Consider the following 12861-nt stretch of genomic DNA (forward strand, 5'->3'; position numbering starts at 1 on the left):
AGGAAAGGCATGAGTTTCGTCGCCCCAGAACTGGCTGCGCCGGTAGAGGCCTTTGCCACGGCACTCGGCATCGGGCTGCTCATCGGTATGGAGCGCGAACGGCGTCCGGACGCCGCTGCCGGCCTGCGCACCTTCTCGCTGGTGTCGATGCTCGGCTGCCTGTTCGCCATGCTCGGCGAGAAAAGCGGCAGCCCGTGGCTGCTGGCGGTCGGACTGGTCGTGCTGGCCGCGTCGATGGTGGCATCCAACTTTTCCACGCAACAAGAGGAACAATATCGCGGCTTCACGTCGGAGGCGGCGATCATCGTCACCTACGGCCTGGGCGCGGCGGTCTGGCTGGGCTACGCGACGCTGGCGGTGATGCTGGCGATCACCACGACGGTGCTGCTCTATTTCAAGGCCGAGCTGAAACAGTTCAGCGAGCGGACGACGCCGAAGGATCTCAATTCCATCCTGCAGTTCGCCGTGCTGTCGCTGGTCATCCTGCCGATCCTGCCGAACACCAGTTTCGGTCCGTACGACGCGATCAATCCGCGCCAGGTGTGGTGGATGGTGGTGCTGATTTCCGGGCTGGCACTGGCCGGCTACCTTGCGCTGCGCATCATCGGCGCCCGCCACGGCGCCGCGCTGCTCGGCATTTTTGGCGGTCTGGCGTCGTCGACCGCAACAACCATGATGTTTTCCCGCCACGCCGCCGAACACGGCCATCTGGTGCGCATGTCGGCGATCGTCATCCTGATTGCCAACGTCATGGTCATGATCCGGCTCGGCATCATCGCCAGCCTGGTTGCGCCCACCCTGATCACGCCGATCGCCATCGTCTTTGCCTGCGGCATCGTGCCCGGCGTGATCATGTCGCTGTACGGCTGGAAGATACTCAACGACGCTGGCGAACTGCCGATGCCGGAAGTGAAAAATCCGACCGAACTGAAGACCGCACTGTCGTTTGGTGCCATCTACGCCGTCGTGCTGCTCGCTGCCGCCTGGCTGCAGGATATCGCCGGCAACAGCGGCCTGTTCATCGTCGCCGTGATTTCCGGCCTGACCGACGCCGATGCCAGCGTGCTGTCGACGCTGCGCATGTTCAACCTGGAACGCGTGCTGCAGGCCGATGCGGTCATCGCCGTGACGCTGGCGCTGGTCGCCAACCTGGTGTTCAAGATCGGTCTGGTCGTCAGCATCGGCGGCAAGACCCTGGCCCGCCACGCCCTGCCCGGCCTGCTGGCCATCGGTGGCGGCATGGGTGTCGGGCTGTGGCTGGTCTGAGACGGCCATGACACCGATCCGCCCGCCCGCTGTCGCCGGCATGTTTTATCCGGCCGACCCTGCCCAACTGCAGACAACGGTCGATCAACTGCTGGCCGCGGCCGCGGCCCCGGCGCCAGCCCTGCAACAACCCAAGGCGCTGATCGTGCCGCATGCCGGCTATGTCTATTCCGGCCCGACCGCCGCCCGCGCCTACGCCGCGCTGGCGCCGTGGCGGGCGACGATTCGCCGCGTCGTGCTGCTCGGCCCGACCCATCGGGTTGCCGTGCGCGGTCTGGCCTTGCCCGATTGCGAAGCATTCGCCACACCGCTGGGCAAGGTGCGCCTGGATGCGGCGGCACGGGCGCTGATCGAGCAATTGCCGCAGGTCGGCGTCAGCGCAGCAGCACACGCGCAGGAACATTCGCTGGAAGTGCACCTGCCCTTCCTGCAGCGCGCGCTCGACGATTTCGCCCTGCTGCCGCTGGCCGTCGGCAACGCTCCGCCGGAAGCCGTCGCCGAAGTGCTCGAACGCCTGTGGGGCGGCCCGGAAACCCTGATCGTCGTCAGTTCCGACCTGTCGCATTTCCTGACTTATGCCGCCGCGCAGCAGGTCGACCGCGACACCTGCAGCCACATCCTCGACCTGTGCACCGACATCCGCCCGGAGCAAGCCTGCGGTGCCTTCCCGGTCAACGGTCTGTTACTCGCCGCGCAACGGCACGGCCTGCGCCCGACCTTGCTCGACCTGTGCAATTCCGGCGACACCGCCGGCGATCGCCAGCGTGTCGTCGGCTACGCTGCCTTCGCGTTTCACGTAAGCGATCATGGATGAACTGGGTCAGGTCCTGCTCCAACTGGCGCGTCGGAGCATAGGCGAAGCACTGGGCGAGGCCGGGCCAGCAACGCCCGACCTGCCGGCGCTGCACGAGAATGCCGCGACCTTCGTCACGCTGACGCAAGCCGGCGAACTGCGCGGCTGCATCGGCAGCCTGGAGGCGCACCGGCCCTTGATCGACGACATACGCGCCAACGCTCGCGCTGCCGCTTTTCGCGACCCGCGCTTCCCGCCGCTGACCCGCGACGAACTGGCGCGCACACGGGTCGAGGTTTCCCTGCTGTCCCCGGCCGAACCGCTGTTCGTCACCGACGAAGCCGACGCGCTGACCCGCTTGCGGCCACAGGTGGACGGCCTGATCCTGGCCGTTGGCGGACGCCGGGCCACTTTCCTGCCGCAAGTCTGGGAACAACTGCCGGAGCCGGCCGTCTTCCTCGCCCGCCTGAAACAGAAGGCCGGCCTGCCGGCTGCTTACTGGTCGCCGGAACTCCGGCTATGGCGCTACACGGTGCAAAAATGGCAAGAATCCCCCCGTTGACCGCAACGAACCTGTATCCCGCCCGCTGGTGGCACCCGCTGGCCGACGGGCGCATCCAGTGCGACCTGTGCCCGCGCGACTGCCAGTTGCACGAAGGCCAGCGCGGCGCCTGCTTCGTCCGCCAGATGCACGACGGGGCGATGCAACTGACCACCTACGGCCGCTCCTCCGGTTTCTGCATCGATCCGATCGAGAAGAAGCCGCTCAATCATTTCTACCCAGGCAGCAGCGTGCTGTCTTTCGGCACCGCCGGCTGCAACCTCGCCTGCAAGTTCTGCCAGAACTGGGACATCTCGCGCTCGAAGGACATGGATCGCCTGATGGACGAAGCCACCCCGGCGATGATCGCCGACGCCGCCAGGCGCCACGGTGCCGATGCCGTCGCCTATACCTACAACGACCCTGTGATCTTTGCCGAGTACGCCATCGATACCGCACTGGCCTGCCGCGAGCAAGGCATCCGCAATGTCGCCGTCACCGCCGGCTACATCCATGCCGAGCCGGCGCGCGAATTCTTCGCCGTCATGGACGCCGCCAACGTCGACCTCAAGGCCTTCACCGACGACTTCTACCGCAGCCTGTGCGGCGCCCACCTGCAGCCGGTGCTCGACACGTTGAGCCATCTCCACCACGATACCGATTGCTGGCTGGAAATCACCACGCTGCTGATCCCCGGCAGGAACGACAGTGCCGACGAGATCGCTGCGTTGTCCGGCTGGATTGCCCGCGAACTCGGTCCGGACGTGCCGCTGCATTTCACCGCCTTCCACCCCGACTGGAAGCTTGGCGACATCCCGTCCACGCCGCCGGCGACGCTGACGCAGGCCCGGCGCATCGCCCGCGATGCCGGCCTGAACCATGTCTATACCGGCAATGTCCACGATAGCGAGGGCGGCACGACGTATTGCCCCGGTTGTCACGCCGCGCTGATCGTCCGCGACTGGTACGAAATCCGGCGCTACGATGTCGACGCGCAGGGGCGCTGCCCGCATTGCCGAACCAGCATTGCCGGCCGCTTCGGCGCCCAGCTCGGGCACGACGGCAAGGCCTTCGGCGCCCGGCGCATTCCCGTTCGTCTCAGCCCATGAACCGACACCTGAACATCCAGACCTCGCATGGCACCCTGCTCGGCCACCTGGCCCTGCCCGACAACCCGCGCAGCCTCGTCCTGCTCGCCAGGGTATTGCCTTTTGCGGTCGACGACCCACTGGCGACCAATCTGTTCAACCGCGGCCACGCCGTGCTCGGCATGGAACTGATCAGCGAGCGGGAACGGCATTTCGTCGATGCCACGCAGGACGTCTCGCGCCTCGCACGCCGGATGACCGACATGCTCGACCTGATCCGCCGCGATGGCGACATGCAGGCCCTGCCGCTGGCGATACACGCTAGCGGCGAAGTTACCCCGGCGGCGATCCGCGTTGCCGCGCTGCGCGACACCCAGGTCAACGCCGTCGCCGGGCATGGCGGGCTGGTGGATAGAGCCGGCCTGCAGGCCCTGGAAATGCTGGTGGCACCGCTGCTGATGCTGTACGACAAGGATGATCAGGGCGCGCAGGCATCGTGGCAGCGGGCGCAAAGCCATTTCAACTGCCTGACCGAAATGCACCTGCTGCAAGCGGGCGAGGATCAGGGTGAACGCGTGTCGGCATGGTTCGCCCGGCACGCCGGACGCTCGTCAGGAATGACGGGTGAGCTTACTTGACGCCACTACCCGCCTGTTTCTTGTAACTGGCAAACTGGGTCGCCCACTCGATAAAGGAAATTTCCATCAGGGCAACTTGCCGGCGCTCGGCTGCGCGGCGTTCGACCGGCATCTTCCCGGGGCGTTCCTCCCCGGTACGACGTTCCCGACCTGCACGTTTTTCTTTGAACAAGGACATCAGATGACCCGGAATGAGCGCTTTCACGGCATGAGGCGGCAATAATATAATGACATCGCCAATCTGCGCACCCCCCAATTGTTGCTAGGACACGACATTGTTCCGAAAATTCCGCATCCTGTTTCTTTTGTTCGTGCTGGCCACCGTCGGACTTGCTGCCTGGCGCGCCACGACCAGCCTCAGCGCCTGGGAGCACACAGTCCATGTCGCGCTCTATCCGATCGCAGCCGACAACTCGCCAGCGACCGCAGCCTATCTCGCCACGCTGGAAAACGACAGCTTCGAGGACATCGGCCAGTGGATCGAGCAGGAAAGCCGGCGCTACGGCAAGAGCGTGCTGCAACCCGTTGTCGTCCGCGTTGCGCCAGTGCTGCGCGAGCAGCCGCCATTGCCCGTGCCAGGAGGCAGCGCGCTCGACAACATGCTGTGGAGTCTGAAACTGCGCTGGTGGGCGACGCAGCACGACGCCATCGCCGGGCCCAAGCCGCAGGTCAGGCTATTCGTGCTCTATCACGATCCGGAACGCAACGCGGAATTGCCGCACTCCACCGGCCTGAGCAAAGGCCAGCTCGGACTGATCCATGCGTTTTCCAGCCGTCGTCAGCATCGCCAGAACAACGTCGTGATTGCCCACGAGTTGCTGCATACCTTCGGCGCCAGCGACAAGTACGATCTGACGAATTCGCAGCCGATCCATCCGCATGGCTATGCCGAACCGGACAAATCGCCGCTGTTGCCGCAACGCAGCGCCGAGATCATGGGCGGACGGATTCCGGTTACCGAGCAACGTGCCGACATCCCGGCCAGCCTGCTGCAGACGATGATCGGTGAGCTGACCGCACGCGAGATCGGGCTGATCAAATAGGGGGCACCAGCGGGCCGGCCGGCGCCAAGCGGCTATAATCGCAGCCCCTGCCGTTGTCCACTCCCCCCGTGCCCGCCTCCAAGCCCCTGCTGTCCCTTCCCGCCCTGCCCAAGCCTGGCCTGCGCGTTGATCTACCGGCCCATGCCGGTTCCGCTGATGCGCTGACGCTGGCCGAACTGGCGACCGGCAATCCCGGCCGTACCTTCGTTGTCGTCACCGCCAGCGCTGCCGATGCACAGCGTCTGCTCGAAGAAATCCCGTGGTTCGCGCCCGAACTCAAGGTACGCTTGCTGCCAGACTGGGAAACCCTGCCCTACGACCATTTTTCGCCGCACCAGGACCTTGTTTCCGAGCGACTGGCGACGCTGTGGGCAGCGCTGCAGGGCGAAGTGCAGATCCTGCTGGTGCCGGCGGCAACTGCGGTCAACCGCTTGGCGCCGCCGGAATTCATGGCTGCCTACACCTTCGAGTTCAAGAAGGGGCAGACGCTCGATGCCGAGAAATTCCGCGCCCAGGTCACGCTGGCCGGTTACGCCCATGTCACGCAAGTGGTGTCGCCCGGCGAATACTCGATCCGTGGCGGCCTGATCGACCTGTTCCCGATGGGCTCGCAACTGCCCTACCGGCTCGATCTGTTCGACGACGAGATCGAGAGCATCAAGACCTTCGACGTCGATACCCAGCGCACCGTCTACCCGGTGCCGGAAGTCCGCCTGCTGCCGGCACGCGAGTTCCCGATGGACGACAAGGGTCGCACCCATTTCCGCCAGGCCTTCCGCGAGCGTTTCGACGGCGACCCGGCCAAATCCGGCATCTACAAGGACATCTCGACCGGCATCGCCAGCGCCGGCATCGAGTACTACCTGCCGCTGTTCTTCGACGGCATGGCGACGCTGTTCGACTACCTGCCGCAGGACGCGCTGTTCGTCACCCACGGCGATGCGCCAGCCGCGATCACCGCCTTCTGGAACGACACCCGCTCGCGCTACAAGCTGCTGCAGGGCGACAAGGCGCGGCCGTTGCTGGCGCCGGAAGAACTGTTCCTGACCGACGAAGCCTTCTTCATCGCCGCCAAATCCTACGGTCGACTGGCGCTGGATGCGAAAAATGCCGGCGCCGGAAAATTGCCGAATGTCGCCGTCGACCGCAGAAGTGACGATCCGCTCGGCGCGCTGAAGAACCATCTCGCCGCCTATGCCGGGCGCGTGCTGCTGGTTGCCGAAACCGCCGGTCGGCGCGAAACGCTGGCCGCAATGTTCGTCGAGCACGGCCTGAAACCTGCCGCCTGTGGCGACCTCGCCGCCTTCATCGCGGGTGGCGACCAACTGGCGCTCGGCATCGGCCCATTGCAAAGCGGCTTCGCGCTCGACGCCGTGGCTTTCATCACCGAAACCGAATTGTTCGCCGGCACGCCCCGGCGTACCCGCCGCGAATCGCAGAAGAAGGCCAGCTTCGACAACTGGCTGAAGGACCTGACCGAACTCAAGGTCGGCGACCCGGTCGTCCATGAAAGCCACGGCATCGGCCGTTATCGCGGCCTGGTGCGGATGGACCTCGGCCTCGGCGAGCAGGAATTCCTCGAACTGCACTACGCCAACGACGCCAAGCTGTTCGTGCCGGTGGCGCAACTGCACGTCATCTCGCGCTATTCCGGCGCCGACCCGGAAGCGGCGCCGCTGCACACGCTCGGCTCCGGCCAGTGGGAAAAGGCCAAGCGCAAGGCCGCCGAGCAGGCGCGCGACACCGCCGCCGAACTACTGGCGCTGTACGCCGCTCGCGCCGCCCGCCAAGGCCACGCCTTCGACTTCAAGGAAAGCGACTACGAAGCCTTCGCCGACGGCTTCGGCTTTGAAGAAACCAACGACCAGGCGCAGGCCATCGCCGCTGTCATCACCGACATGAAATCAGGCAAGCCGATGGACCGCCTGGTCTGCGGCGACGTCGGCTTCGGCAAGACCGAGGTCGCGCTGCGCGCTGCCTTCTGCGCGGTGGCTGGTGGCAAGCAGGTGGCCGTACTGTGCCCGACCACGCTGCTCTGCGAACAGCACTACCAGACCTTCGTCGACCGCTTTGCCGACTGGCCGGTGAAAGTCGCCGAAATCTCCCGCTTCAAGACCGCCAAGGAAACGACTCAGGCGCTGCAGGAACTGGCCGAGGGCAAGATCGACATCATCATCGGCACGCACAAGCTGATCGGCAAGGACGTCCGCTTCAAGCAACTGGGCCTGGTCATCATCGACGAGGAACACCGTTTCGGCGTGCGCCAGAAGGAAACGCTGAAAGCGATGCGCGCCGAAGTCGATGTGCTGACGCTCACCGCAACGCCGATCCCGCGCACGCTGGCGCTGTCGATGGAAGGTCTGCGCGACTTCTCGGTCATAGCCACGGCACCGCAGAAGCGTCTCGCCATCAAGACCTTCGTTTCCCGCTTCTCCGACGGCATCATCCGCGAAGCCGTGCTGCGCGAATTGAAGCGCGGCGGCCAGGTGTATTTCCTGCACAACGAAGTCGACACCATCGACAACATGCGCGAAAAGCTGGAGAAACTGGTGCCGGAAGCGCGCATCGTCATCGGCCACGGCCAGATGAACGAGCGCGAGCTGGAACGCGTCATGCGCGACTTCACCGGCCAGCGCGCCAATGTGCTGCTGTGCACGACGATCATCGAAACCGGTATCGACAACCCGCACGCCAACACCATCCTGATCAACCGCTCGGAGAAATTCGGCCTCGCCCAGCTCCACCAGCTGCGCGGCCGCGTCGGTCGTTCGCACCACCAGGCCTACGCTTACCTGCTGGTGCAGGACGAAAAGGCGCTGACCAAGCAGGCGAAAATGCGCCTCGAAGCCATCCAGGCCATGGAAGAACTGGGTTCCGGCTTTTTCCTGGCGATGCACGACCTGGAGATCCGCGGCGCCGGCGAAGTGCTCGGCGACAACCAGTCTGGCGAGATGCAGGAAGTCGGCTTCACCATGTACGCCGACATGCTCAACCGCGCCGTCGCCCACCTGAAACAGGGCAAGGTCCTGGAAACCGCCGACCTGACGCAGCCGATCGGCGTCAGCGGCGAAATCAACCTGCGCACCCCGGCGCTGTTGCCCGACGCCTACTGCCCCGACGTGCACGAACGCCTGACGCTGTACAAGCGCCTGGCCAACTGCGACAGCGCCGAGGACATCGACGCGCTGCAGGAAGAACTGATCGACCGTTTCGGCGAACTGCCGCTGCAGGCCCAGTCACTGCTCGCCACGCACCGCCTGCGCCTCTTGGTCAAGCCGCTGCTGATCGCCAAGCTCGACGCCACCAACGATCAGGTGACCATCCAGTTCAGCCCGGAATTCAGCAAAAATCCGCCTATCGAGCCGATCAGGATCATCAATTTGATTCAGAAAAACCGCAGCTATAAGCTGGCGGGACAGGATAAAATTTCCCTTTTGCGCCACTGCCCGACCCTGAACGACAAGGTTGCGGCAGTCAAGGACATGATTCGCGAGCTGACCAAATGACCCAAATTCTCGAAAACATCAACGTTTCCGCCTTCGACGCCATGCCGACCCCGGCGGAAATCCACCAGAAACTGCCGTTGACCGCAACAGCCGAGGCCACCGTCAGCGAAGGTCGCGAACTGCTGCGCAACATCCTCGACCGCAAGGATCACCGCCTGTTCGTCGTCGTCGGCCCCTGCTCGATCCACGACCCGGTCGCCGGCATGGACTACGCCCGCCGCCTGAAGGCACTGGCTGATGAAGTCGGCGACACGCTGCAGATCATCATGCGCGTCTATTTCGAGAAGCCGCGCACCACCGTCGGCTGGAAGGGCTACATCAACGACCCGTTCATGGACGACTCCTTCCAGGTCAACGTCGGCATGGAAAAGGCCCGCGACTTCCTGCGCCAGGTCAATGAACTCGGCCTGCCCGCCGGCACCGAAGCGCTCGACCCCTACGGCCCGCAATACTACGGCGACCTGATCACCTGGACCGCCATCGGCGCCCGCACCACCGAATCGCAGACCCACCGCGAAATGTCATCCGGCCTGTCCACGCCGGTCGGCTTCAAGAACGCCACCAGCGGCGACCTGACGGTGGCTACCAACGCCATCCTGTCGGCCTCCAACCCGCACTCCTTCCTCGGCCTCAACAACGAAGGCCGCGTTGCCATCGTCCGCACCACCGGCAACCCGCACGGCCACGTCGTGCTGCGCGGCGGCGACAAAGGCCCCAACTACGACACCGTCTCGGTCGCCGTCGCCGAAGCGGCGATGGTCAAGGCCAAGCTGCCGACCAACATCGTCGTCGATTGCTCGCACGCCAACAGCTCGAAGAAGCCGGAGCTGCAACCGCTGGTGATGGCCGACGTGGTCAACCAGATCCGCGCCGGCAACAAGTCCATCCTCGGCGTGATGATCGAATCGAACATCGAACCCGGCAACCAGCCCATCCCCGCCGACCTCTCGCAACTCAAGTACGGCTGCTCGGTCACCGACGGCTGCGTCGGCTGGGACACCACCGAGAAGATGCTGCGCGATGCAGCGGTGATGCTGCGTGATGTGTTGCCGGAACGCCTGAACTGATGAATCTCATCATTCAGGGCGGCGCCCTGCCGACTTTTCTGCTGGACCGCATTCTGACCGCCACCGGCGCGTCGACCGCAGAACCCTTGCCGCCGCAGGTGGTTCGCCTGCACGACGCGCAACGTACCGCAGAATTCGACGCACTGATTCCGCTGATTGAAGCGGAAAAACTCGACTGGGCCTTTGTCGACCGCAACAGGAAGCTGTCCGACTTCGGCCTGATCTGTTTCGACATGGATTCGACGCTGATCACCATCGAGTGCATCGACGAACTGGCCGATTTCGCCGGCAAGAAGGCCGAGGTTTCGGAAGTGACCGAAGCTGCGATGCGCGGCGAGATCGATTACCGCGAAAGCCTGCGCCGCCGGCTGGCGCTGATGGCCGGGCTGGATGCGCGGGTGCTGGCGCGGGTGTTCGGTGAGCGTCTGCTGCTTTCCGACGGCGCCCGCGAACTGCTGGAGGCCTGCCAGAACGCCGGGCTGCGCACGGCCATCCTGTCCGGTGGCTTCACCTATTTCACCGAACGCCTGCGCATCGAGCTGGGTTTTGACTTTGCCACCTCGAACGAATTGGAAATTTCCGGTGGCAAGCTGACTGGCCGGGTCGTCGGTGACATCGTCGATGCCGCCGCCAAGGCGCACCATCTTGGCCGTCTGCGCGACGAACTGGGCCTGCGCAAGGATCAGGTGATCGCCGTCGGCGATGGCGCCAACGACCTGATGATGATGGCCGAGGCCGGCCTGTCGGTGGCCTTTCACGCCAAACCGGCGACACGCGCCAAGGCTGACGTGGCGATCAATTTCGGCGGCCTGGACGCCCTCCTCAGCCTTTTCGAGCGTTAAGCGCCGGCAGTTTCCGTGGCCGTAGACTTGCGCTGGAAGATCAGCGGCATCAGGTTGTCGGCGAGCAGCAGGCCGACTGCCAGGACGGCGCCGGTCAGCAGCATTTCGGTGATCAAGGCGATGCCGGCGGCGCTGTCCTGCGCCATCAGCGCATGCAGGCCACGGAAGCCCATGCTGCCCGGTACCAGCGTGATCAAGCCGGGAATCTGCACCAGTACCGAGGGCCGGCTGCTGACGAACTGGTACAGGTGCCCGGCGGCAGCGACGGCAAAAGCGGCACAGAAAGCGCCGACGACATTGCCCATGCCGGTGCCAACCACGGAATACACGGCCCAGGCCAGCAGGCAGCCGCCGGCCGACACCAGCACCGCCGACCACGGCGCCTGCAGCACGCCGAGCAGCGAGACGCCGAGTACCGCCACCGCCGGCCAGATCACCCAGGCCGGCATGCTGGTGACGACGCCCAGGGTTTCGACCGGGTACAGCGTCTGGCCGATCTTGGTGCCGATGGCCAGGCCTGCGCCCATCAGGAACAGCTGCAGGAAGGCGCCGGTCAGCCGGCCGCTGCCGGCCAGGTAGTTCTGGGTCGCCAGTTCGGACATGGCGACGGTGAGCATGAAACCGGGCAGCAGGAAGACGACGCCGGCCACCGCCGAGACGAAGGGACTTTGCTGCGGGAATATCCAGGCCAGCGCCTGCGCCAGCATTGCCGCCAGCGTACACAGGATGACCGGCACCGCCGGGCCGAGCCGGGGAATACGGGCGCAACCGAGTACACCGGCGACGAAGCCCATGCCGATCAGGCCGCCGCAGAGCATTTCCATCCAGCCGCCGCGCAGCAGCAAGGCCACCGAAGCGGACAGCAGAAAGCCCAGGGCGACAAAGGCCAGGCCAGACCACGGGGCCGGCGTAGCCATCGCCGCCGCCAGGCGCTGTTCGTAGGCAGCCAGCCGTTCGCTGCCGTCGATTTCCCGGCACAGCGCTTCCAGCTCGATCAGTCGGGCCATGTTGTAATCGTAGGGCGGCAGGCGCAGCATTTCGACCCGCCGCTTGCCGTCGGCATCGACGAGCGTCAGCGCCAGGAAGGTGAGCACGGCGAAACCCTCAACGCGCACACCAAGCTTCAAGCCGGTTTCGTTGAGGCGGCGCTCCAGTTCGTGTGCCGGTGCACCGCTGAGATGCAGGGCCCGCCCGAGATCGCGCAGGAAGCGGCCGAGCCGGTACAAGCGGTCTTCGTCAGTCATCGCCATCCGTGTTTTTTCTTCGCGCCAGTTGTCGGGCGAAGGCCTCGTCGCTTTTGCTCATGCGGCGCACCGGCTGCGGTCCGGTGGCATCGACCAGGCGGACGAAATCGTCGAGCGGGAGCGCATCCGACAGGTCGCGGTCGGTGCCGTCGATACGTTCGCGCAACTGGAACAGGCCGGCGCCGGTCATCACCATCAGGTAATGCCGACCTGCGCTGCGCTGGTTGAGCCGGGCAACGGCGGCGGTGGCACGGGTCGAGCGCATGTTTACTTGTACTTCTTGTAGACGGCTTTGGCGTCGAGATGGGCGCGGTCCAGCGTACAGATCGCCGGATTGTCGTCATGGCCGCTGAAAAAATCGTCGGCCTGGGCGCGCATCACCATCTTGATCGCTGCCTGGTCGGCAACATCGTATTTTTCGGTGATCAGCGTGGTCACCTCGTCGAGGTGTTCTTCGTAAGTCATGGCTGCTCCTGTCGTGCGGGCGGGGTGTAATACAGGGTGCGCACGGCGACGCAGTCGCTGTCGCCCATGGCAAAATCGCGGCAGATGTCCGGTCGGCGCTCGTAGATGGTGCAACGCATGCTGTCACGGTCGAGTGCCGCGCACCAACCGTCGTCGAGCCGGCGCATCACCTGCCCGCCCCAGCGATCGTCGGCGACAAAGCGCGCCGGCACGTCGCGGTCGCAGATCAGCATGACCTCAAGCTGGCAGCAACAGGCATCGCAGCGGTCGCAGGTGACGGCCGGGGTGGCGGAACATGGGGAATTCATCAGCCGCATTTTCCCACGACTGGGCGCTGGCGTCCGCAGGATTGCACCAGCAAGGTGCCC

Annotated in this window: 14 protein-coding genes; 9 read left to right on the forward strand and 5 right to left on the reverse strand. The window is 65.1% G+C overall.

Features of this window, described 5'->3' with window-relative positions:
* The first annotated feature begins 9 nt into the window (after positions 1-9).
* The 5 genes from BJN45_RS07575 to BJN45_RS07595 are packed head-to-tail and all read left to right on the forward strand — an operon-like array spanning position 10 to position 4326.
* Positions 10-1266: an MgtC/SapB family protein gene (locus BJN45_RS07575; RefSeq protein WP_076093605.1), complete on the forward strand. Its 1257-nt coding sequence runs from the start codon at positions 10-12 to the stop codon at positions 1264-1266.
* 7 nt (positions 1267-1273) lie between these two features.
* Positions 1274-2080 (forward strand): AmmeMemoRadiSam system protein B, encoded by an 807-nt coding sequence (amrB, locus tag BJN45_RS07580; RefSeq protein WP_076093607.1) that lies wholly within the window; start codon positions 1274-1276, stop codon positions 2078-2080.
* Positions 2073-2621 carry an AmmeMemoRadiSam system protein A gene (amrA, locus tag BJN45_RS07585; RefSeq protein WP_076093610.1) on the forward strand — a complete coding sequence of 183 codons (549 nt, stop codon included), beginning with the start codon at positions 2073-2075 and terminating at the stop codon, positions 2619-2621. The genes amrB and amrA overlap by 8 nt, the downstream gene beginning before the upstream one ends.
* Positions 2600-3709: an AmmeMemoRadiSam system radical SAM enzyme gene (gene amrS / locus BJN45_RS07590; protein ID WP_076093612.1), complete on the forward strand. Its 1110-nt coding sequence runs from the start codon at positions 2600-2602 to the stop codon at positions 3707-3709. The genes amrA and amrS overlap by 22 nt, the downstream gene beginning before the upstream one ends.
* Positions 3706-4326, forward strand: coding sequence for a hypothetical protein (locus tag BJN45_RS07595; protein WP_076093614.1), 621 nt, complete (start codon positions 3706-3708; stop codon positions 4324-4326). The genes amrS and BJN45_RS07595 overlap by 4 nt, the downstream gene beginning before the upstream one ends.
* Here the strand turns inward: BJN45_RS07595 and BJN45_RS07600 are convergent.
* Positions 4319-4504 carry a hypothetical protein gene (locus BJN45_RS07600; protein ID WP_139326315.1) on the reverse strand — a complete coding sequence of 62 codons (186 nt, stop codon included), beginning with the start codon at positions 4502-4504 and terminating at the stop codon, positions 4319-4321. The genes BJN45_RS07595 and BJN45_RS07600 overlap by 8 nt on opposite strands.
* A 97-nt stretch (positions 4505-4601) precedes the next feature.
* Here BJN45_RS07600 and BJN45_RS07605 point away from each other — a divergent pair, with 97 nt between their 5' ends.
* Genes BJN45_RS07605 through serB form a run of 4 tightly spaced genes read left to right on the forward strand, consistent with a single transcriptional unit; the run spans position 4602 to position 10784 of the window.
* Positions 4602-5369 (forward strand): hypothetical protein, encoded by a 768-nt coding sequence (locus BJN45_RS07605; protein WP_076093618.1) that lies wholly within the window; start codon positions 4602-4604, stop codon positions 5367-5369.
* Between the two features lie 47 nt (positions 5370-5416).
* Entirely contained in the window at positions 5417-8875 is a 3459-nt protein-coding gene (mfd, locus tag BJN45_RS07610) for a transcription-repair coupling factor (protein WP_430793419.1), read from the forward strand.
* The gene (locus tag BJN45_RS07615; protein ID WP_076093622.1) at positions 8872-9942 is read left to right on the forward strand and encodes a 3-deoxy-7-phosphoheptulonate synthase; all 1071 of its coding nucleotides are present in this window, start codon (positions 8872-8874) and stop codon (positions 9940-9942) included. The genes mfd and BJN45_RS07615 overlap by 4 nt, the downstream gene beginning before the upstream one ends.
* Positions 9942-10784, forward strand: a complete 843-nt coding sequence (gene serB, locus BJN45_RS07620; RefSeq protein ID WP_076093625.1) for a phosphoserine phosphatase SerB — start codon at positions 9942-9944, stop codon at positions 10782-10784. Before BJN45_RS07615 ends, serB begins: the two co-directional genes overlap by 1 nt.
* Here serB and BJN45_RS07625 read toward each other — a convergent pair.
* Genes BJN45_RS07625 through BJN45_RS07640 form a run of 4 tightly spaced genes read right to left on the reverse strand, consistent with a single transcriptional unit; the run spans position 10781 to position 12801 of the window.
* Complete coding sequence (locus tag BJN45_RS07625) at positions 10781-12034, reverse strand: threonine/serine exporter family protein (protein ID WP_076093627.1); 1254 nt, start codon at positions 12032-12034, stop codon at positions 10781-10783. The genes serB and BJN45_RS07625 overlap by 4 nt on opposite strands.
* Positions 12021-12293 carry a hypothetical protein gene (locus BJN45_RS07630; RefSeq protein WP_076093629.1) on the reverse strand — a complete coding sequence of 91 codons (273 nt, stop codon included), beginning with the start codon at positions 12291-12293 and terminating at the stop codon, positions 12021-12023. The genes BJN45_RS07625 and BJN45_RS07630 overlap by 14 nt, the downstream gene beginning before the upstream one ends.
* 2 nt (positions 12294-12295) lie before the next feature.
* Complete coding sequence (locus BJN45_RS07635) at positions 12296-12493, reverse strand: hypothetical protein (protein ID WP_028995549.1); 198 nt, start codon at positions 12491-12493, stop codon at positions 12296-12298.
* Positions 12490-12801 carry a YkgJ family cysteine cluster protein gene (locus tag BJN45_RS07640; RefSeq protein ID WP_240494518.1) on the reverse strand — a complete coding sequence of 104 codons (312 nt, stop codon included), beginning with the start codon at positions 12799-12801 and terminating at the stop codon, positions 12490-12492. The genes BJN45_RS07635 and BJN45_RS07640 overlap by 4 nt, the downstream gene beginning before the upstream one ends.
* Between the last annotated feature and the right edge of the window lie 60 nt (positions 12802-12861).

It is taken from the genome of Azonexus hydrophilus, from assembly GCF_001956855.1.
In the GTDB taxonomy this organism is placed as follows: domain Bacteria; phylum Pseudomonadota; class Gammaproteobacteria; order Burkholderiales; family Rhodocyclaceae; genus Azonexus; species Azonexus hydrophilus_A.

Coding starts and splice junctions, on each gene's coding strand:
- serB (WP_076093625.1), top strand. CDS start 9,942: ATGAATCTCATCATTCAGGGCGGCGCCCTGCCGACTTTTCTGCTGGAC.
- BJN45_RS07575 (WP_076093605.1), top strand. CDS start 10: ATGAGTTTCGTCGCCCCAGAACTGGCTGCGCCGGTAGAGGCCTTTGCC.
- BJN45_RS07635 (WP_028995549.1), bottom strand. CDS start 12,493: ATGACTTACGAAGAACACCTCGACGAGGTGACCACGCTGATCACCGAA.
- BJN45_RS07640 (WP_240494518.1), bottom strand. CDS start 12,801: ATGAATTCCCCATGTTCCGCCACCCCGGCCGTCACCTGCGACCGCTGC.
- BJN45_RS07615 (WP_076093622.1), top strand. CDS start 8,872: ATGACCCAAATTCTCGAAAACATCAACGTTTCCGCCTTCGACGCCATG.
- BJN45_RS07630 (WP_076093629.1), bottom strand. CDS start 12,293: ATGCGCTCGACCCGTGCCACCGCCGCCGTTGCCCGGCTCAACCAGCGC.
- amrB (WP_076093607.1), top strand. CDS start 1,274: ATGACACCGATCCGCCCGCCCGCTGTCGCCGGCATGTTTTATCCGGCC.
- amrS (WP_076093612.1), top strand. CDS start 2,600: ATGGCAAGAATCCCCCCGTTGACCGCAACGAACCTGTATCCCGCCCGC.
- BJN45_RS07625 (WP_076093627.1), bottom strand. CDS start 12,034: ATGGCGATGACTGACGAAGACCGCTTGTACCGGCTCGGCCGCTTCCTG.
- BJN45_RS07595 (WP_076093614.1), top strand. CDS start 3,706: ATGAACCGACACCTGAACATCCAGACCTCGCATGGCACCCTGCTCGGC.
- amrA (WP_076093610.1), top strand. CDS start 2,073: ATGGATGAACTGGGTCAGGTCCTGCTCCAACTGGCGCGTCGGAGCATA.
- BJN45_RS07600 (WP_139326315.1), bottom strand. CDS start 4,504: ATGTCCTTGTTCAAAGAAAAACGTGCAGGTCGGGAACGTCGTACCGGG.